We start from the raw sequence: 19,818 nt of genomic DNA, 5'->3' as shown, positions 1-19,818 counted from the left end.
CGTGTCACCGTCGTACGACGTCATCGTCATCGGTCTCGGCGGCATGGGCAGCGCCGCCGCCCACCACCTGTCCGCGCGCGGCGCCCGCGTCCTCGGCCTGGAGAAGTTCGGCCCCGTCCACAACCGCGGCTCCAGCCACGGCGGTTCGCGGGTCACCCGGCAGTCGTACTTCGAGGACCCGGCCTATGTGCCGCTGCTGCTGCGCGCCTACGAGCTGTACGAGGACCTGGAGCGGGCCACCGGCCGGGAGATCGCCGTGCTCTGCGGCGGCGTGATGGTCGGGCGCCCGGATTCACGGACCGTCGCCGGCTCACTGCGCTCGGCGCTGCAGTGGGACCTGCCGCACGAGATGCTCGACGCCGGGGAGATCCGCCGCCGCTTCCCGACGCTGAACCCGGACGACGACGAGGTGGCCCTCTACGAGAAGAAGGCCGGCCTGCTCCGGCCCGAGAACACCGTCGCCGCGCACCTCCAGCTGGCCACCCGGCAGGGCGCCGAACTGCACTTCGAGGAAGCGATGCTGCGGTGGGAGCCGTACCGGGACGGGGTGCGCGTGCACACGGCCGAGAACACGTACACGGCAGGGCAGCTGGTGATCTGCCCGGGTGCGTGGGCACCGCAGTTGCTGACCGACGTCGGGGTGCCGTTCACGGTCGAACGGCAGATCATGTACTGGTTCCAGCCCAAGGGCGGCACCGCCCGGTTCGTCCCCGGGCACCATCCGATCTACGTCTGGGAGGACGCGGCCGGCGTCCAGGTGTACGGCTTCCCTGCCATCGACGGTCCCGGACGGGGGGCCAAGGTCGCCTTCTTCAGAAAGGGCCGGGTGACGAGCCCCGAGACCATCGACCGGACCGTGCACCCGCACGAGATCCGGGCCATGGCGGACCACATGTCCCGCTGCATCCCGGACCTGCCCGGCACCTTCCTCAAGGCAGCGACCTGCATGTACACCAACACCCCGGACGAGCACTTCGTGATCGCCCGGCACCCCGCACACCCGGAGTCGGTGACGGTGGCCTGCGGTTTCTCCGGACACGGCTTCAAGTTCGTACCGGTGGTCGGCGAGATCCTGGCCGATCTGGCGCTCACCGGTACCACCGCGCACCCGATCGGCCTGTTCGACCCCGCCCGCCCCGACCCCCGACTTCGCTCGGGCGACGGGACTTCCACCGCCGCCGCGTCCGCCTGAGGAGTCCGCCGTGACGACGACCCCGATCTCCCCGAGCCTCATCGCGACGCTTCCGGGTCACTACTACACCGACCCGGAGGTCTTCCGGCTGGAGCAGGAGAAACTGTTCGAGTCGATGTGGTTCTGCGCCGTCCGCAGCGCCGACCTGGACCGGCCCGGCGCGTTCCGCACGGTCCAGGTGGGCCGTGAGAGCGTCCTCATCACCCGCGCCCGCACCGGCGAGCTGCGCGCCTTCCTCAATGTGTGCCGGCACCGAGGGGCACGGCTGTGCACCGAGGAGTCCGGCGAGGTGCGGCGTACCCTGCAGTGCCCTTACCACGCATGGACGTACGACCTTGACGGCAGGTTGATCGCCGCCCCCAACTTGATCAACATGCCTGACGTCGACCGGGTCGCGTACGGGTTGATCAAGGTGTCCCTGCGTGAGTGGCTGGGCTACGCCTGGGTGTGCCTCGCCGACGAACCGCCCTCCTTCGAGCACACGGTGATGCACGCGGCCGTGGAACGGCTGGGCGACCCCGCCGCCATCGAGCACTACGGAAGCGAGCGGCTGGCCCTCGGCAGGCGCATCACCTACGACGTGCGGGCCAACTGGAAGCTGATCGTCGAGAACTTCATGGAGTGCTACCACTGCGCGACGATCCACCCCGAACTCACCGAGGTGCTGCCGGAGTTCGCGGACGGCTACGCGGCCCAGTACTACGTCGGCCACGGCGCGGAGTTCGGTCAGGAGATCAAGGGCTTCACGGTGGACGGCAGCGAGGGCTTCGCCACGCTCCCCGCGGTCACCACGGACCAGGACCGCCGCTACTACGCCATCACGATCAAGCCGACCGTTTTCGTCAACCTCGTCCCGGACCACGTCATCCTGCACCGCATGTTCCCGCTGGCCGCGGACCGCACGGTGGTGGAGTGCGACTGGCTGTACGCGCCCGAGGTGGTGGCGTCGGGCGCGGACGTGTCGAAGTCCGTGGAACTGTTCCACCGGGTGAACGCCCAGGACTTCGAGGCGTGCGAGCGCACCCAGCCGGCGATGTCCTCGCGCGCGTACCGCGAGGGGGGCGTGCTGGTCCCCAGCGAACACCACCTCGGCGTCTTCCACGAGTGGCTGCTGTCCCGGCTGGGAGACGCCGGAGGCGGAAGAGACGCGGGGCGCCTGCGAGACGAGGGAGACGCCCGTGCCTGATCTCCACATCGACGGCGTGTGGCGCAGCGCCCTGGACGAGCGCACCCGGGAGATCCGCTGTCCCGCCGACGGCTCGCTGGTCGGGGTGGTGGACGAGGGCGGCGGCAAGGACACGGTGGAGGCCGTCGCGGCGGCCCGGCGGGCGTTCGACTCGGGACCCTGGCCGCGGACACCGGCAGCCGAGCGCGGTGACCTGCTGCTCAAGGTCGCGGACCTCCTCGTGCGCGACAAGGCGGACCTGGCCCGCGCCGAGTCCCTGGACACGGGCAAGCGCCTGGTGGAGAGCGCGTACGACATCGACGACGTCGTCGGCTGTTTCCGCTACTTCGGCCGGCTCATCGCCGGTGAGAACGGCCGGGTCATCGACACCGGGCGGGACGACGTCGACAGCCGGGTGGTGTACGAGCCGGTCGGCGTCTGCGCGCTGATCACGCCCTGGAACTACCCGCTGCTGCAGACGGCGTGGAAGGTCGCCCCGGCGCTCGCGGCCGGCAACACCTTCGTGCTGAAACCCAGCGAGCTGACCCCGCACACAGCGATCCACCTGGTACGCCTGCTGGCCGAGGCCGGGCTGCCGCCGGGCGTGGCCAACCTGGTGCCGGGCGCCGGCCCGGAGGCGGGCGCCCCGCTCGGCGACCACCCGGATGTCGACCTGCTCTCCTTCACCGGGGGCCTGCAGACCGGCCGGCGCCTCATGGCGGCGGCGGCCGGCACGGTGAAGAAGGTGGCTCTGGAACTCGGCGGGAAGAACCCCAACATCGTCTTCGCGGACGCCGACTTCGAAGCGGCCGTCGACATGGCGCTGACAGCGGTGTTCCTGCATTCCGGGCAGGTCTGCTCGGCCGGGGCCCGGCTGCTGGTCGAGGACTCTCTGCACGACCGGTTCGTGGACGAGGTCGTGCGGCGGGCGCGGCTGATCCGGCCGGGCGGGCCGTTCGACGAGCGGGCGCAGACCGGGCCGCTGATCTCGGCGGCGCACCGGTCGAAGGTCGAGGCGTACGTGGCCAGGGGACTCGCGGAGGGTGCGGTGCTGCGCTGCGGCGGCGCCCGGCCCGCCGGGCCTGGCTACGACTCGGGCTTCTACTACCTGCCGACCGTCCTGGACGCCTGTACGAGCGGGATGTCGGTGGTCCGGGAGGAGTCCTTCGGCCCGGTGCTGACCGTGGAACGGTTCGCCACCGAGGAGGAGGCGGTCCGGCTCGCCAACGACACGGTCTACGGCCTTGCGGGCGCCGTGTGGACCGGGGACGAGGCCAGGGCCGCCCGGGTCGCGGCGGGGCTGCGGCTCGGCACGGTCTGGATCAACGACTACCACCCGTACGTGCCGCAGGCCGAGTGGGGTGGTTACAAGCAGTCCGGGTTCGGCCGCGAACTCGGACCGGCGGGACTCGCCGAGTACCGCGAGACGAAACACATCTGGCGCAACACCGCGCCGGCGCCGCAGGGCTGGTTCGGCTGACCGGACCGACCGGCCTCCCGCCACCGGCACCCGCAGGGGCCGCTGCCCGTCCTCCCCCAGGCCCACGAGGAGTCCGCTCATGACGACCATCGAACAATCGCCAGGACCAGACCGCCACGACGACACCGAACTCGCCGAGTTCGGCTACCGGCCCGAACTCAAGCGCACCCTGGGCAACTTCCACACCTTCGCCGCGGGGATCAGCTACATCTCGATCCTCACCGGCACTTTCCAGCTGTTCTACTTCGGTTACGGCAGCGGCGGCCCCGCCTACTGGTGGTCGTGGCCGATGGTCTTCGCCGGCCAGTTCATGGTGGCCCTGTGCTTCGCCGAACTGGCGGCCCGCTACCCGGTGGCGGGCTCGGTCTACAACTGGTCGAAGAAGGTCGGCAATCCGCATCTCGGCTGGCTCGCCGGGTGGATGATGTTGATCGCGTCCATCGTGTCCATCTCCGCCGTCGCGCTCGCCTACCAGTTGACGCTGCCGCAGATCTCGTCCTTCTTCCAGTTCGTGGGGGACGGCACCGGCACGTACGACGTGGCGACCAACGCGGTCGTCCTGGCGGCCGTGTTGATCCTGTTCACCACGCTGGTCAATGCTTTCGGCGTCAAGCTGATGGCCACGATCAACACCGCGGGTGTATTCATCGAGTTGATCGCGACCGTTGTATTGATCATCCTCTTCGCCGTCCACATCACCCGTGGTCCTCAAGTCGTCATGCAGACGAACCACACGGGATCGGGCTACTCGACGGGTTACCTGGGCGCGTTCCTGGTGGCCTCGCTGGCGTCCGCGTACGTCATGTACGGCTTCGACACCGCCGCCTCGCTCGGTGAGGAGTCCCTGGACCCGTCCCGCAACGCACCGCGCGCGATCATCCGCGCGATCGTCGCCTCCTTCGTCCTGGGCGGACTCGTCCTCCTGCTCGCCCTGATGAGCGTCTCCAGCCTCAAGGGCGACAAGCTGTCCACGGACGGCCTGCAGTACATCGTGCTCGACGTACTCGGCCCGACGGCGGGCAAGGGGATGCTGTGGTGCGTGCTGATCGCGGTCACGGTGTGCGCGCTGGCCGTGCACACCGCGGCGATCCGGCTGGCGTTCGCGATGGCCCGGGACAACAACCTGCCCGCGTCCTCGCTGCTGGCCCGGGTCAGCCCCCGTTTCCGGACCCCGGTGCTGCCGGCCGTGATCATCGGTGTGCTGGCGCTGGCGATCCTCGTGGTCAACATCCGCCAGCCGCAGATCTTCACGGTCGTCACGAGCATCGGCATCGTCATGATCTACCTCGCCTACCTGGGCGTCACCGTGCCGATGCTGGTGGCCCGGCTGCGCGGCAGGTGGCAGCCGGCCGGCGAGGGCCGGTTCTCGCTGGGCCGCTGGGGACTGCTCGTCAACGCCGTCGCGGTGGTGTGGGGCACCGTCATGACGGTCAACCTGATCTGGCCGCGCGCCTCGGTCTACAACGCGGCCGCGCCCTACCACTGGTACCTGCGCTGGGGCGCCGTCCTGTTCGTCGCGGTCATCGCGGGCGGCGGCTTCGCCTACTACTGGTTCGTCCAGCGGCACCGCACCGGCGTGCTCGCCGAGCACCGCCTGGACGCCGCGTCCGCCGCCCCGACCGCTCCGCTCGCCGCCCCGGCGGCCGAGTGATTCCGCCTGTACCCGGCCGGCAAGGAGGCCACATGAGCATCGATGAGTTCGACTACGTCGTGGTCGGCGGCGGTACCGCGGGCAACGTCGTGGCCGCCCGGCTCTCCGAGGACCCCTCGGTGACGGTCTGCGTCCTGGAGGCGGGTCCCAGCGACGTCGGCGACGACGACGTCCTGAGGCTGGAACGCTGGATGGGCCTGCTGGAGTCGGGTTACGACTGGGACTATCCGGTGGAACCGCAGGCCAGCGGCAACAGTTTCATGCGGCACGCGCGCGCCAAAGTGCTGGGCGGCTGTTCGTCGCACAACTCCTGCATCGCCTTCTGGGCGCCCGCAGAGGACCTGGACGACTGGGCGGCCCAGGGCTGTACGGGCTGGAGCGCGGCCGACCTGTTCCCGCTGTACCGGCGGCTGGAGAACAACGACGCGCCCGGCGACCACCACGGGCGCACCGGGCCGGTGAAGCTGCGCACGCTGAAGGGCGGGGACCCGTGCGGCGCGGCCCTGCTGGAGGCGTGTGCACAGGCCGGCATCCCCACGGTCCCGTTCAACACCGGCAGGACGGTGGTGCGCGGGGCCAACTGGTTCCAGATCAACTCCGACGAGAACAACGTCCGCCAGTCCTCGTCCGTGGCCTACCTGCACCCGGTGCTGGGCAAGCGTCCGAACCTGGAGGTGCGGACCGGGGTGCGGGCCAAGAAGCTGGTGCTGGAGGGCCGGCGGTGCGTGGGCGCCGAGTACCTGGACCCCGACCTGGTGCACACGCGCACGGTACGGGCCCGGCGCGAGGTGGTCGTCTCCTGCGGCTCGATCGACTCCCCGAAGCTGCTGATGCTGTCCGGGATCGGGCCGGCCAGGCATCTGCGCGAGGTGGGCGTGGAGGTGGTGGTGGACGCACCGGGCGTCGGCGAGAACCTGCAGGACCACCCCGAGGGCGTGATCATGTGGGAGGCCGGACAGCCGATGCCCACCACCTCGAGTCAGTGGTGGGAGGCGGGCATCTTCTACGACACCGAGCCAGGCCTGGACCGGCCGGACCTGATGTTCCACTACGGTTCCGTGCCGTTCGACATGAACACCGCACGCTGGGGCTACCCGACCTCGGAGAACGCGTTCTGCCTCACGCCCAACGTGACCAAGGCCAGGTCGCGCGGCACGGTACGGCTGCGGACCCGGGACTACCGGGACAAGCCGAAGGTGGACCCGCGGTACTTCACGCACGAGCACGACGTCCGGGTGATGACGTACGGGCTGAAGCTGGCGCGTCGCATCGCCGCGCAGCCGGCGCTGAGCGGCTGGGCGGGGGCGGAGCTGGCTCCCGGACCGGACGTACGGACGGACGACGAGCTGCTCGACTACATCCACAAGACGCACAACACCGTCTACCACCCGTCCTGCACGGTGAAGATGGGCGCCGACAGCGACCCCTCGGCCCCGCTCGACGCGCGGCTGCGGGTCAAGGGGGTCGCGGGACTACGGGTGGCCGACGGGTCGGTGATGCCCGAGCTGATCGCCGTCAATCCGTGCATCACGACGATGGTGATCGGTGAGAAGTGCGCGGATCTTCTGAAGGCCGACGCCAACTGACGCGGTGCTCGAGGTCGCGGGGCTGCTGCGGACCGCCTGCGGCTGGTCGCGCAGTGCCCCGCGCCCCCTACGGGGCGCTGCTCGCAGGCTTCTTGAACATGCGTGTCGCCGTGATCTCGCTGTGCACCGCCTCGCCCGCCCGGGGCTGCTGGGGCAGGCCGGGCCTGAGGTGTTCCTCCACGCTGATGTACTTCAGGCCGGCCCGCAGGTCGGCGTCGTTGCGCAGCCGGATGACCAGCGGGAACTCGGCGAGGGCGGTGGTGTCGAACAGGCCGGTGGTGTACAGCAGCTGCACCCCCAGCGCGTCGGACACGGCCCGCTGGAGTTCCAGCAGGTACGTCGCGTTGGCGCGGCCGATCGGGTTGTCCAGGAAGAGCGTGCCCGCGTGCCGGTGCTTGTCCCGGCCCCGGTCGTTCGAGCGGAGTGCGGCCATGGTGCAGTACAGGGCGATGGCCGCGGTGAGCAGCTGGCCGCCCGAGAACACGTCACCCATCTGGCCGACGGGGACGCGCTCGGCGCGCAGGACCGCGTCCGGCTTGAGGATCTCGACGGCCACGCCCTTGGGCTGGAGGGCCGCCGCGACGCCGCGCAGCAGCAGGGACATGCCGTCGCGCCGCAGGTCGGAATTCTTCTTGACCGCCGCGCGCGTGGCCTCGTCGATGACCTCGCCGAGGCGTTCGGTGAGCGTGGCCTGGTCGGGCTCCTCGAAGCGGATGCGCAGGAATTCCTGCCCGGACCACTCGCCGAGCCCCTCGGGCAGCCGGGACAGCCGCTGCGCGGACCGCAGCGTCGCGAGTGCCGATTCCACGAGGCCGCGCAGCCGGTCGACGATCGAGTCCCGGTTGCGCTCCAGCTGGGCCAGTTCGTCGGTGAGGACCCGCAGCCGGGGTGCGAAGGCGTCCGCCCACTTCTGGGCGTGCTCGGGCAGGGCGGCGGCGGGCAGCTCGCGGATCTGCTGCCGAGCGGGGGTGCGGACCTGCTCGTAGCGCGTGGAGTTGGCGTGCCGGACGAGGACGTCGCTCGCCTCGCGCACGGCGGTCTCGGCGGCGGACAGGTCGGCGGCGCAGCCGCGCAGCGAACGGCGGGCCTCGGCGGCGGAGTGCCGGGCCTCCTCCAGGCTGCCGGGGTACGGCTCCGGCTCCTCCTGGTCCTCCTCGGTGGTGTGCTCGCGCAGCAGGTCGCGGAGCATCGCGGCGATCTCGTCGAAGCCGCCGGCCGCGTCCTCGGCGGCGCGGTGGGCGGCGAGGAGTTCGGCGTGCGCCTCGCGGGCCGTGGTCAGCGCGCCGGTGCGGGCGGCGAGTTCGGCGGTGGCGGTGCGCAGCAGCGCCTGGGCGTGCTCGGCGTCGCGCGGGAGGAGTTCCTCCGGCAGCTCGGTGTGCGCCTCGCCGTCCTCGGGTGCGTGCCGTTCGGCCTCGCCGCGCAGCCGGCCGAGCTGTTCGCTCGCGGTCGACATCCGGGTCTCCAGGAGCTGCACCAGCTCCTCCGCGCGCGCGGCGGCGGCCTGCCGGGAGGGGCCGTCGGAGCCGTCGGGCGACTGCAGCAGCTGCTCGGCGCGGGTGCGGACCTTGTTGCTGAGCCGGTCGAGTTCGGCGCGGGCGGCGCTCTCGTCGCTCTCCGCGCGGGCCTGTTCGGCGCGCAGGTCGGCGCCTACGCCGACCTTCTCGTACACCTGGGAGGCGGCCCGGTAGGCCTCACGGAGCGCGGGCAGGGACGCCTCCGGTGCGTCCGTGTCCTCGACCGGTACGTCATCGGGGGCGCCGGCGATCTCGGAGCGCTCGGCGCGCAGGGCGCGTGCGGTGCGACGGGCGTCGTCGGCGGCGCGCTGGGCGGCGCGGCGGTCCTCGTCGGCGGCACGGGCGCGGTCCAGGCAGGCCTGGGCGCGGGCCTCGGACTCCGTCGCCTCGTCGGCGAGTTCGCGCAGCTTCACCTGCCATCCGGCACGCTCGCGCAGCCGGTGGGCGAGTCCGGCGAGGGCGTCGGCGGCGCGGCGGGCCTTCTGCGCGGTCTCCTGCCGTTCGTCGCGGACCCGGACGGCTTCGGCGGCGGCCTCGTCGGCCTCCGCGCGCGCGGCGCGGGCCTCGGCCAGCTCGGCCTCGGACTCCTCGGCGAACGCGCGGGCCTCCTGGGCGGCAGCGGTCATCTCGGCGAGGCGTCCGGCGGGGCAGCCGGTGCGCCAGGAGGCGAGCCGGGCGGCCAGTTCGCGGTCCTTGCCGAGCCGGGCGGCCAGGGTGCGGATCTCCTCGTCGCGCGCGGTGGCCCGCGCGCGCAGGGCCTGCCGCTCCTCGTCGGCGGCGTGCTCGTCGTGCATGGCCGGGTTCGGCGGCACGAGGAAGACGTCGTCCGGCGTGGCGTCGGCGGCGGGGGTGGGGGCGAGCAGGGCGGCGGCGGTGCCGACGGCGACGGCGGAGCGCGGCAGCAGGGCCGCGTCGCCGAGGGCCTCGCGTGCACGCGCGTGCGTGTCGGGGTCGGTGATGATCACGCCGTCGACCAGTTCGGGCCGGGCGGCGAGCACGCGTGCGTGGTCGGCGGGGTCGACGGCCTGCGCGAGGTAGCGCCAGCCGGGCAGGGCCGGGATGCCGTGCTCGCCGAGGAACTCGACGGTGGCCAGCACGTCGGGGCCGGGCGGCAGCAGTCCGCCGTCGCCGAGGGCGCCGAGGATGCGGGCGTCGTCGGCGGCGGCCGTGCGCAGGTCGAACAGGTGCCGTTCGGCGGCCGACACGGCGTCGTCGAGGAGTGTGCGCAACTCGTCGGCGAAGCGGTCGAGTTCCTCGGCGGTGAACGGGCTCTGACCGGCGGTATCCGTACGGGGCCCCGCGGGCGTGTCGTCGTCCGTGTCCGACCTCGGCGCGGGTACCCGCGCCCGGTTCGGCGCGCCCGGCAGGCTCAGCAGCTCCGCGAGCCGCTCCTCGGCGGCCAGGGCCTCGGCCAGCCGCCGTTCGGCCTCGTACGCCCGCTCGGCCGCGGTGGCCGCGTCGGCCGCGCGGGCTGTGGTCAGCTCCGCCCGGGACTCGGCCGAGGCGGCCTCGCGCGCGTGCTCGGTGGCCTTGCGGGCGGCCTCGCGGGCCGTGTCCCAGGCGGTCACGGCGGTCTTCTCGGCGTCGCTGGCGGCGAGCGCGGCGCGGGCCGGGTCGGCGTCCGGGGCGCTGTCGTCGAGCCAGCCCGCGCGGACCGCCTCGGCGGTCTCCTGTTCGACCTCGGCGAGCCGCTGGCGCAGGTGACCGGCCTCGCTGCGGGCGCGCTGCGCCTCGGTGGCGGCGGAGGTGGAGTCCCGGTAGGCGCAGTCGCTGACCTCCTGGAGGGCGCCGGAACGCTCCTCCTCCTCGTTGGCGAGGGCCTCCGCGCTCCCGGCGGCGGCGTGCAGGGCCCGTACGAGATCCACGGCGGCCTTGGCGCGGGCGGCGAGTGCGGGGGCGGCGTCCCGTTCGGCCTCCTGGATGGCCGCGGACACGCGCGCGATCCGGTCGGCGGCGGCGCGGTGGCGCAGTACCGCCTCGGCGGCCTGCCAGGCGGAGTGCAGGGTCCGGGCGTCGGCCAGCTCGCGCTTCTGCGCGGCGGCGGACTTCTCGGCGGCGGCGAGCGCCAGGGAGGCGTGCCGGTAGGCGAGTTCGGCGGCGATCAGGGAGCTGCGCTCACGGGCGCCCTCGGAGTGCGTGACGGTGTACGCGGCTGCGGTGACCCGCTGGGCGAGCTCGGCGGCCCGGACCCGCTCCTGCACGGCCCGCGCGGACAGCCGCCGGGCCAGCGTGCGGGTACGGCGCTCGGCGCCGGCGTGGATGTCACGCGCGCGTGAGCGTGCCTCGGCGGCCTCCACGATCCGGCCCAGCAGGTCGACCGAGCCGGCGGTGAAGTCGCGTTCGGCGATCAGTTCGGCACGCCGCCCGAGCTTGTTGCCGAAGCCGCTGACGAGGTCGGCGAGTCCGTCGGTGTCGCGGGTGTCGGTGACGGCGCGCAGCAGCAGGTCGGTGAAGTCGGAGTCCTTCTTCACCGCGAAGAGACCGGCCGCCTCGCCCTCGTCGGCGTTCATCTCGCGCTGGTAGCGGAAGAGTTCGGGGTCGAGGCCGAGGTCGCCGAGGTGCTCGGTCCAGCGCTCGTGGGTCTCCTCCCAGTGCACCTCCAGGTGCGGGTAGGCCTTGCCGGCCTCCGTGAGGGCGTCGCGGAAGCCCTTCATGGTGCGGCGGCGGCCCTGCGCGCCGGAGCTGCCCTCGGCGGCGGGCCGTACGGCGGTGGACTCGGCGACGGGAAGGTTGTCCAGGCTGAGGCCGGGGCCGGGCCGGAAGGAGTACCAGGCCTCGGCGAACTTGCGGGGGTCGTTGGACACTTGGCGCCCGCGCCATTCGCTGACCTTGCCGACGACGACGCACTCGCCGGTCAGCACGTGCTGCCATTCCAGGGCCACGTGGCCGCAGTCGTCGGCGAGCAGGAACTTGCGCAGCACGCCGGAGCTGGCGCCGCCCAGGGTGTTGCGGTGGCCCGGCAGCATCACCGAGAAGATCAGTTTGAGCAGTACCGACTTGCCGCCGCCGTTCTCCAGGAACAGTACGCCCGCGGGCGCCGGCCGGCGCGGCGGGCCGGACGGCTCCTCCGCGAAGAACTCCGCCTGCGTGGGCGCCGGGTCGGGCACGGGGGCGCCGACACCCCGCAGGTCAAGCACGGTGTCGGCGTAGCGCGCACCGGCGGGACCGATGGAGTAGAGGCGGACCCGGGACAGCTCGTACATGGCGGACTCTCGTCAGTCTTCTTGCAGTTGTGGGGGGTCAGGAGTGGAAGGGCAGCCCGGCGTCGGCCACCAGGTCCAGGTCGTCGGTGTCCTCGGCGGGCATGAGGGTGGCCGTGCCGTCGGTCACCGGGACGATGCCCAGCTCCAGCAGTTCGGCCAGGGCGGCGCTGCCGGCCATGTCACGGACCTGGAGCTGGTAGCGGGCGGTGGTGCGGTAGGTGCCGCCGTTGTCGTCGCCGGTGCGCTGCAGGAAGCCCGAGTCGGTGAGGAAGGCCAGGGCCTTCGCCACGATGCCGGTGGTGGACGCGGCCGGCCGGCGGGCGTCCTTGGTGGCGCCGGTGGCGCTGCGCCTGGCCCAGATCCGCCAGGCGGCCTCGAGGCCGGGCGCGTCGGTGGCCGGGTCGGTGTTCTCGCCCTGCTCCTCGGCCCGCTCCTCGAGCCTGCGGCAGGCCTGCCGGACGAAGGCGTCGACACCGTTGACCGTGACCCTGCCGATGTAGGTGTCGTCGGCCAGGTCCTCCGGGCGCGGGAAGGCCAGTGCGGCGGCGGCGAGGTGGGCGAGTCCGTGCAGGAAGCGGTCGCCGGAGTCGGCGGCGGTGCGACGCGCGTAGTCGCCCATGCGGACGGCGAACACCGACTCCTCGGCGGCCGTCACGGCCATTCCCGCGCGCGGGGACACCTCCAGGACGACGAGGCCCAGACCGGCGGCGACGGCGTCCGCGAGCCGGGCGAACGCCGGGTCGTCGCGGTGGCGGCGCAGCAGTTCGGTGTACTCCTGGTCGCGCGCGGGCTGCAGCTTGGGCTGCAGGCCGAACGCGACGAGCCGCGCCGCGTCGGCGGCGTCGGCGGGGGTGACGGCGGCGGACGCCGACGGGGCCGGGGCCTCCGCGTCACTCCACTCGACGTGCTCGCTCACGACTGCAACTCCTTGATGTTGGAACGAGGGTGTCGTGCGACTCCCTCAGGGGCGCGGGGAACTGCGCGACCGGTCGCCACGGGCGCGCACCCGCCCACCGGCAGGACCATCAGGCGGCCTCCGTCCGGTCCGCCGCCATCCCGGCCGCGTCGAGCAGCGCGGTCCCCACGATCAGATCGGCCCCGCCGAACTCGGGATCGTCCAGCTCGGTCCCGTCGTCCACGGCGAACAGGAGCTTCTGCTCGCCCTGCCGGTAGGCCGTGCCGACGGCGGGGCTGGCCGCGTGCACGGCGAGCAGCGCGACCAGGTACGCCAGGTCGGGGTCGCCGGTGCGACGGGCCTCCGCCAGCAGTCCCGACAGCCGCCGCGGCGCGTCGGCGGGCAGGTCCAGCAGTTCCATGGCGGCGGCCAGCTGCTCCTCGCTGAACCGGCTGTCGTCCGGTGTCGCGATCAGGTCGGGCTCGGGCATCTCCGCGCCCAGGTGTTCCCGCTCGACCGGCGGCGTCAGCAGTATGTCGACGAGGTCCGCGATCCGGACGGACACCGGCGTGCGCAGTCCCGTGCCGCGTCCGAAGAACGCGTCGGTGACCCGGATGGCCTGCTCCAGGGGCAGCGGCAGGACGGGCGCGAGGAGGTGGCCGTAGAGGTCCGTGCCGGAGGTCGTGGCCGGGGTGGCGAAGGCCTGCCGGTCCTGTTCGGCGCGGAACAGCGGACCCGCCTCCAGCAGACGTGACTGGAGCTGGGTGTGGCGCCGGATGCAGTCCTTGACGATGTCGACGAGTTCGGCGGCGCGGCGCTTGTGCTCGGGGTCCTCGGTCTCGTCCCGGGCCTTGCGGATGTTGGTGAGGATCGCGTTCTCGTGGCGGTAGCGCTCGGCCACGTGGTCCAGGGCTTCGGCGATCATGTCGGGGACGGCGCTGAGCCAGTCGACCGCGCGGACGTTGCGCCGGGTGGCGTCCAGGGCGCGGCGCAGCGTCTCGGAGTACTGCACCGTGCGGTAGCGCGCCTGTTCGGCGGCGAGCTGGGCGTCGGCGAGCCGGCCGCGGTTGATCAGCACCTCCAGCTTGACCTCCGCGGCGATCTGGGCGCTGGTCACGTCGGTGTCGAGGGCACCGACGAGGACGTTGACCGCCTCGTCCGTCGTCCGCAGGTAGACCGTGCCGCCGGGTCCGGGGACCTCCTCGATCAGCTTGAAGTCGTAGTCACGGCGGACGTACGTGCCGTCCGGCGCGAAGGTGCCGTACACCGCGCGGAAGCCGCGGTCCACGCTGCCGACATTGATCAGGTTCTCCAGGACCCAGCGGGCCACGCGCTCGTGCTCGGCGGTGGGCCGGTGCGGGGCCTGGGCGGCGATGCGCGGGATCAGCCGGGCGACGATCTGCTCGTGGTCCGCACCCGTGTCGAAGTCCATGTTCAGCGTGACCAGGTCGATGGCGGCCAGGGCCACCTCGGCCATCCCGTACACCGAGTACTCGCCGGCCAGATTCGCCTTGCGCGCGTCCAGATCGTGCAGCGGCGCGGTGCAGGCGAGCGCACGCAGCCGACGCGCCAGCCCCTCGTCGGCGGCCGGGCCCGGAGCCGGGCGCGGCCCCGCGCTGAGCTGGGGCGGAACGCTGTCCGTCGATGCAGGCGAAGTCACGGTGCACAGACTAGGTCCTCGGTCTGACATCGACCCAAACGAGCGGCTCCGCCGCTTTCGCCTACGGGCCGCCGTCCTCGCACACCCGGCGCCGGTACACCTCGACCACCCGCTCCAGCGAGTCCGCGAGGTAGGTCGCCAGCAGTTCTTCCGCCGCGCGCCGGTCGCCGGACTCCAGCGTGCGCAGCAGCTGCCGGTTGCGGGCGAGGTACGGCTCGTGCAGGCGGCGCGGGTCGTCCACGACGTGGAAGGCGAGCCGCAGCTCGGCGAAGACGCTGCGCATCAGCTCGTCGGTACGCTCGCTGCCGGCCAGGGCGACCAGTTCCCGGTGGAAGTGGATGTTGGCCGTGCCCAGCGCTTTCCAGTCATTGTCGAGGGTCGCCCGCTCCCCCTCGGCGACCGCGGCGGCCAGTCCCTGGAGGGGGTACGGCGGCTCGCCCAGGCCGCGCACGACCGCGCACTCGACGAGGGAGCGCGTGCGGTAGATGTCCTCCACGTCCTCGACGGTCAGGACCCGGACGAACACGCCCCGGTTCAGCTCGTGGACCAGCAGGCGCTCGTGCGTGAGCAGCCGGAACGCCTCGCGCAGGGTGTTGCGGGAGACCCCGAGCGCCCCGCCGATGCTGTCCTCGGACAGCCGGGTGCCGGGCGGGAAGTAGCCGTCGGCGATGCGGCTTCTGAGGATGTCCGAAACCCGCTCCGCCGTGCTGGTGCGCCCCAGGAGGGCACGGTCGTCGGCCAGTCCCGTCAGCTGCTCTGCCATGCCCGGAATTCAATCGCAGACACCAGGACGAAACAACATAGGTATTGAAGGATCGTTCAACGATCCTCTACGGTGCTCCGCACGGCTCACTTCCCAGCACCCTCCGTCCCCCTCTGCGAGGTGCCCATGAGCACAACCCCTCCGCCCCGAGCCCTCGACCCCGGCTCCCCGCCGGGCGCGGGTGAACGCCCCGCCGAGGACGGTGCGTTCGGCTGGCTGCACGCCCTCGGCCCGCGCGGCCGTCGCGCCTTCGCCGGTGCTTTCGGTGGATATGCCCTGGATTCGTACGACTACTTCACTCTGCCGCTGAGCATGGTGGCGCTCTCCGCGTACTTCGGCCTGAGCAGCGGTCAGACCGGCCTGTTCACGACGGTCACGCTGGTGGTCTCGGCGGTCGGCGGCGCCGCGGCGGGCGTGATCGCGGACCGCGTGGGCCGGGTCAGGGCCCTGATGATCACCGTGCTCACGTACGCGGTCTTCACCGTCGCCTGCGGCTTCGCGCCCACCTACGAGACGCTGCTGGTCTTCCGCGCCCTGCAGGGCCTCGGCTTCGGCGGCGAGTGGGCGGTCGGGGCGATCCTGGTCGCCGAGTACGCGAGCGCACGCCACCGGGGCCGTACGCTCGGTGCGATCCAGAGTTCCTGGGCGGTCGGCTGGGCGCTGGCGGCCGTCGTCTACACGCTGGTCTTCTCCTTCGTCGGCGACGACATGGCGTGGCGGGTGATGTTCTGGACGGGTGCCCTGCCCGCGCTGCTGGTGGTGTGGCTGCGCCGCCGGGTGCACGACGCCCCCCGGGCGGCGGCGGCCCGCGAACAGGACCCGGGCCGCGGCTCGTTCGCGGCGATCTTCCGGCCGGGCCGGGAGGGCCGCCCGGGCCTGCTGCGCACCACGGTCTTCGCGAGCCTGCTGTCGACCGGTGTGCAGGGCGGCTACTACACGCTGGCGACCTGGGTGCCGACGTACCTGAAGACCGAGCGCGGCCTGTCGGTCGTCGGCACCGGCGGCTACCTGACCTTCCTGATCTCCGGCGCGTTCCTCGGCTACCTGACCGGCGGCCACCTCACGGACCTGATCGGCCGGCGGAAGAACATCTGGCTGTTCGCGCTGCTGTCGGCGCTGTGCATCCTGGCCTACGCGAACATCCCGCACGGCGCCGACACCCTGCTGCTGGTGCTCGGATTCCCGCTCGGCTTCTGCATGTCGGCCATCTTCAGCGGCTTCGGCTCCTACCTGAGCGAGCTGTACCCGACGGCGGTGCGCGGCACCGGGCAGGGCTTCACGTACAACACGGGCCGCGCGGTGGGCGCGGTGTTCCCGACCCTGGTGGGCTTCCTCGCCGGCAGCTGGGGCGTGGGCGGCGCGCTGGTCTTCGGCGCGGTCGGCTACGGCCTCGCGGCGCTGGCCCTGCTGGGGCTGCCGGAGACCCGCGGGAAGGAGCTGGCGTGACGCAGGTGAACCGCACCCGGGACCGTCCCGTCACCGCGGCCGACGAGCACGCGCACGCGTGGAGCCCGCAAACCGCACGGGCCCGCTTCCGCGAAGGCCTGACCGGCCCCACGGCCGGGGTCGCGGCGGGCCACACGCAGGCCAATCTGATCGCGGTGCCCGCCGACTGGGCCTACGACATGCTGCTGTTCTGCCAGCGCAATCCCAAGCCGTGTCCCGTGCTCGACGTCACGGACGCCGGCTCCCCGGCGACCGTTCTCGCCGAGGGCGCCGATCTGCGCACCGACCTGCCGCGCTACCGGGTGTGGCAGGACGGCGAGCTGGTGGACGAGCCCACGGACGCGCGCGCGTACTGGCGGGACGACCTGGTGTCGTTCCTGCTCGGGTGCAGCTTCACGTTCGAGTGGGCGCTGGCCCGCGCGGGCGTGCCGATCCGCCACGTCGAGCAGGGCCGCAACGTGCCGATGTACGTCACCGGCCGGGACTGCCGTGCGGCGGGCCGGCTGCGCGGGCCCATGGTGGTGTCCATGCGTCCGGTGCCGCCCGAGCGTCTGGGTGCCGCGATCCGCGAGAGCAGCCTGCTGCCTGCCGTGCACGGCGGTCCGGTGCACTGCGGGGACCCCACGGCCCTCGGCATCGAGGACCTCGCCCGGCCGGACTTCGGCGACCCGGTGGCCGCGGACGACGGGGACATCCCCGTGTTCTGGGCCTGCGGAGTGACCCCGCAGGCGGCCGTGATGGCGTCCCGGCCGCCGTTCGCGATCACCCACGCGCCGGGCCAGATGTTCCTGACCGACGCCCGCGACGAGCAGTACCGGCTGGTCGGCATCGACTGAGACCGCCGGCCGACGGTCCCCGCGAGAACCGGGGACACGGAACGGAGAACGAGAACACCATGACCGCGATCGATCTCAACGCCGACCTCGGCGAGGGCTTCGGCCGCTGGCGGCTGACCGAGGACGAGCAGTTGCTGTCCGTCGTCACCAGCGCCAACGTGGCCTGCGGCTTCCACGCCGGGGACGCGGCCACCATGCGCCGGGTGTGCGAACTGGCGGCCGCGCGCGGGGTGACGATCGGCGCGCAGGTCTCCTACCGGGACCTCGCCGGGTTCGGGCGGCGCGCGATGGACGTGCCGCCCGCCGAACTGGCGGCCGAAGTGGCCTACCAGATCGGCGCCCTGGAGGTGTTCGCGCGGGCGGCGGGCGCGCGCGTGGCGTACGTCAAGCCGCACGGCGCGCTGTACAACCAGGTCGTGCACGACGAGGAGCAGGCGCGCGCGGTCATCGAGGGCGTGTGCCTGGCGGACGCCTCGCTGCCGTTGCTGGGCCTGCCCGGTTCGCGACTGCTGGAGCTGGCCGCGGAGGCGGGCCTGCCGGCCGTCACGGAGGCCTTCGCGGACCGGGCGTACACCGACGACGGCACGCTGGTGCCGCGCGGCCGGGAAGGCGCGGTGGTGACCGACCCGGACACCGTGGTGGAACGCTCGGTGAGTCTCGCCCGCTCCGGAGCGGTCACGGCGCACTCCGGCGCGCAAATCCTGGTGCGCGCCCGGTCGCTGTGCCTGCACGGCGACACGCCCGGCGCGGTGGACCTGGCCCGCCGGGTACGCGAACGGCTGCTGGCGGCGGACGTACGGGTGGAGGCCTTCGCGTGAGGACGCTTCCCGTCGGCGACGACGCCCTGCTGGTCGAGGTGGCCTCCGGGGAGGAGGCGCAGGCGCTGCACGCCGAGTTGCTGCGGCGCCGCGCGGAGGGCACGCTCCGCGCCCGTGAGATCGTCCCCGCCGCCCGTACGGTCCTGCTCGACGGGCTCGACGACCGGGACCGCTGGACGGCCGAACTGGCGTCCTCCGGCGTACCCGGGACACCGGCACGCGCGCGCGAGCTGATCGAGCTGCCCGTGCGCTACGACGGCCCGGACCTCGCGGAAGTCGCCGCGCACTGGCGGGTGACCGAGCGGGAGGCGGCCCGCATCCACGCGGGCACCGAGTTCACCGTGGCCTTCTGCGGATTCGCCCCCGGCTTCGGCTACCTCACCGGCCTGCCGGCCCGCTACCACGTCCCGCGCCGCGCCACGCCCCGCACGGCGGTCCCGGCCGGGGCGGTCGCGCTGGCCGGGCCGTACACGGGCGTGTACCCGCGCTCCTCACCGGGTGGCTGGCAGCTGATCGGCACGACGGACGCCGTCCTGTGGGACCACGCGCGCGTACCGGCCGCACTGCTGGCACCGGGAACGCGCGTGCGTTTCGTACCGGCGGAGGACGCATGACCGACCGTGCGTTCGTCGTGGTGCGCGCCGGGGCGCTGACGACCGTGCAGGACCTCGGGCGGCCGGGGCACGCGCATCTGGGCGTCCCCCGTTCCGGGGTGCTGGACCCGCCCGCGGCCGCGCTGGTGAACCGGCTCGTCGGCAATCCACCGGGCGCGGCCGTCCTGGAGACCACCCTCGACGGCTGTGCGGTCCGTCCCCGGTCCGCGGTGACCGTCGCGGTCGGTGGCGCGCCCTGCCCGGTACGGGTGGGCGGCCGCCCGGCCGCGTGGGGCGCCCCGGTCGTGGTTCCCGCCGGTGAGCTGCTGGAGGTGGGCGCGGCCACGGCCGGTGTGCGCAGCTACGTGGCCGTCTCCGGCGGCATCGCGGTGGAGCCCGTCCTCGGCAGTCGCGCCACCGACCTGCTGTCCGGACTGGGCCCGGCCCCCCTCACGGACGGCACGGTGCTGCCGCTGGGCGCCCCGGCCGGCCCTCCCGCGCGCGTGGACGGCACACCGCAGCCCCGTCCGCCGGCCGAACTCGTGCTCCGGGTGACACCGGGCCCGCGCGCGGACTGGTTCACGGCACAGGCGGTACGGGACCTCGGCACACGGGCGTACCGGGTCTCGGCGGCGAGCAACCGGATCGGCCTGCGCACCGAGGGGCCCGCGCTGGAGCGGGCCCGGACCGGTGAACTCCCCAGCGAGGGCATGGTCCTCGGCGCGGTCCAGGTCCCGCCGGACGGGCGCCCGGTGGTCTTCCTGGCGGACCATCCGACCACCGGGGGCTACCCGGTGATCGCGGTGGTCCGCTCCGCCGATCTGCCGGCCGCCGCGCAGGCACTGCCGGGCACCCCGCTCCGTTTCGTGCCGGTGCGGCGCCGCTGAGCCCCGACGGCGCCCCACCGGCCGTCCACTCGGCCCGGCCCTATGACGCCGGCACGGCCTCCACGGCGCCCTCGGGCACATCCGCGCCCTCGCCGCGACGACCGCGCCGGACGGGAACGGCCTGGACGG

14 protein-coding genes are annotated in these 19,818 nt (G+C 73.2%); 10 read left to right on the top strand and 4 right to left on the bottom strand.

Annotated elements, in window-relative coordinates:
* Position 1 precedes the first annotated feature (1 nt).
* The 5 genes from solA to JK359_RS34730 all read left to right on the top strand — a co-directional run bounded on the left by solA (position 2) and on the right by JK359_RS34730 (position 7,074).
* Complete coding sequence (solA, locus tag JK359_RS34750; RefSeq protein WP_201843616.1) at positions 2-1,192, top strand: N-methyl-L-tryptophan oxidase; 1,191 nt, start codon at positions 2-4, stop codon at positions 1,190-1,192.
* A gap of 10 nt (positions 1,193-1,202) precedes the next feature.
* Positions 1,203-2,378: an aromatic ring-hydroxylating oxygenase subunit alpha gene (locus tag JK359_RS34745; RefSeq protein WP_201843615.1), complete on the top strand. Its 1,176-nt coding sequence runs from the start codon at positions 1,203-1,205 to the stop codon at positions 2,376-2,378.
* Positions 2,371-3,837 carry an aldehyde dehydrogenase family protein gene (locus JK359_RS34740; protein WP_201843614.1) on the top strand — a complete coding sequence of 489 codons (1,467 nt, stop codon included), beginning with the start codon at positions 2,371-2,373 and terminating at the stop codon, positions 3,835-3,837. Before JK359_RS34745 ends, JK359_RS34740 begins: the two co-directional genes overlap by 8 nt.
* Positions 3,838-3,916: 79 nt before the next feature.
* Positions 3,917-5,488 (top strand): APC family permease, encoded by a 1,572-nt coding sequence (locus JK359_RS34735; RefSeq protein ID WP_201843613.1) that lies wholly within the window; start codon positions 3,917-3,919, stop codon positions 5,486-5,488.
* A gap of 32 nt (positions 5,489-5,520) precedes the next feature.
* Positions 5,521-7,074, top strand: coding sequence for a GMC family oxidoreductase (locus tag JK359_RS34730; protein ID WP_201843612.1), 1,554 nt, complete (start codon positions 5,521-5,523; stop codon positions 7,072-7,074).
* 67 nt (positions 7,075-7,141) lie between these two features.
* Here JK359_RS34730 and JK359_RS34725 read toward each other — a convergent pair whose 3' ends face one another.
* The 4 genes from JK359_RS34725 to JK359_RS34710 all read right to left on the bottom strand — a co-directional run bounded on the left by JK359_RS34725 (position 7,142) and on the right by JK359_RS34710 (position 15,109).
* Positions 7,142-11,791, bottom strand: coding sequence for a hypothetical protein (locus tag JK359_RS34725; protein ID WP_201843611.1), 4,650 nt, complete (start codon positions 11,789-11,791; stop codon positions 7,142-7,144).
* A gap of 37 nt (positions 11,792-11,828) precedes the next feature.
* Positions 11,829-12,707: a hypothetical protein gene (locus JK359_RS34720; RefSeq protein ID WP_201843610.1), complete on the bottom strand. Its 879-nt coding sequence runs from the start codon at positions 12,705-12,707 to the stop codon at positions 11,829-11,831.
* A gap of 109 nt (positions 12,708-12,816) precedes the next feature.
* Entirely contained in the window at positions 12,817-14,346 is a 1,530-nt protein-coding gene (locus JK359_RS34715; protein ID WP_201843609.1) for a hypothetical protein, read from the bottom strand.
* Between the two features lie 61 nt (positions 14,347-14,407).
* On the bottom strand, positions 14,408-15,109 hold the full coding sequence (locus JK359_RS34710; RefSeq protein ID WP_201843608.1) for a GntR family transcriptional regulator: 702 nt from the start codon (positions 15,107-15,109) through the stop codon (positions 14,408-14,410).
* Positions 15,110-15,235: 126 nt separating this feature from the next.
* Between JK359_RS34710 and JK359_RS34705 the strand changes: the two genes are divergently transcribed.
* Genes JK359_RS34705 through JK359_RS34685 form a run of 5 tightly spaced genes read left to right on the top strand, consistent with a single transcriptional unit; the run spans position 15,236 to position 19,689 of the window.
* Entirely contained in the window at positions 15,236-16,555 is a 1,320-nt protein-coding gene (locus JK359_RS34705) for an MFS transporter (RefSeq protein WP_201843607.1), read from the top strand.
* Positions 16,556-16,560: 5 nt separating this feature from the next.
* Positions 16,561-17,391, top strand: coding sequence for a putative hydro-lyase (locus tag JK359_RS34700; protein ID WP_201843643.1), 831 nt, complete (start codon positions 16,561-16,563; stop codon positions 17,389-17,391).
* A 59-nt stretch (positions 17,392-17,450) separates the two neighbouring features.
* Complete coding sequence (locus JK359_RS34695) at positions 17,451-18,209, top strand: LamB/YcsF family protein (RefSeq protein ID WP_201843606.1); 759 nt, start codon at positions 17,451-17,453, stop codon at positions 18,207-18,209.
* Positions 18,206-18,823, top strand: a complete 618-nt coding sequence (locus tag JK359_RS34690) for a 5-oxoprolinase subunit B family protein (RefSeq protein WP_201843605.1) — start codon at positions 18,206-18,208, stop codon at positions 18,821-18,823. The genes JK359_RS34695 and JK359_RS34690 overlap by 4 nt, the downstream gene beginning before the upstream one ends.
* Complete coding sequence (locus JK359_RS34685) at positions 18,820-19,689, top strand: 5-oxoprolinase subunit C family protein (protein WP_201843604.1); 870 nt, start codon at positions 18,820-18,822, stop codon at positions 19,687-19,689. Before JK359_RS34690 ends, JK359_RS34685 begins: the two co-directional genes overlap by 4 nt.
* The last annotated feature ends 129 nt before the right edge of the window (positions 19,690-19,818 follow it).

Source organism: Streptomyces actinomycinicus (genome assembly GCF_016741775.1).
Taxonomy (GTDB): Bacteria; Actinomycetota; Actinomycetes; order Streptomycetales; family Streptomycetaceae; genus Streptomyces; species Streptomyces actinomycinicus.
Note: the sequence above shows the minus strand (reverse complement) of the source record. Positions and strands in the feature narration are given on the sequence as shown.

Coding starts and splice junctions, on each gene's coding strand:
- JK359_RS34735 (WP_201843613.1), top strand. CDS start 3,917: ATGACGACCATCGAACAATCGCCAGGACCAGACCGCCACGACGACACC.
- JK359_RS34730 (WP_201843612.1), top strand. CDS start 5,521: ATGAGCATCGATGAGTTCGACTACGTCGTGGTCGGCGGCGGTACCGCG.
- JK359_RS34725 (WP_201843611.1), bottom strand. CDS start 11,791: ATGTACGAGCTGTCCCGGGTCCGCCTCTACTCCATCGGTCCCGCCGGT.
- JK359_RS34710 (WP_201843608.1), bottom strand. CDS start 15,109: ATGGCAGAGCAGCTGACGGGACTGGCCGACGACCGTGCCCTCCTGGGG.
- JK359_RS34705 (WP_201843607.1), top strand. CDS start 15,236: ATGAGCACAACCCCTCCGCCCCGAGCCCTCGACCCCGGCTCCCCGCCG.
- JK359_RS34695 (WP_201843606.1), top strand. CDS start 17,451: ATGACCGCGATCGATCTCAACGCCGACCTCGGCGAGGGCTTCGGCCGC.
- JK359_RS34685 (WP_201843604.1), top strand. CDS start 18,820: ATGACCGACCGTGCGTTCGTCGTGGTGCGCGCCGGGGCGCTGACGACC.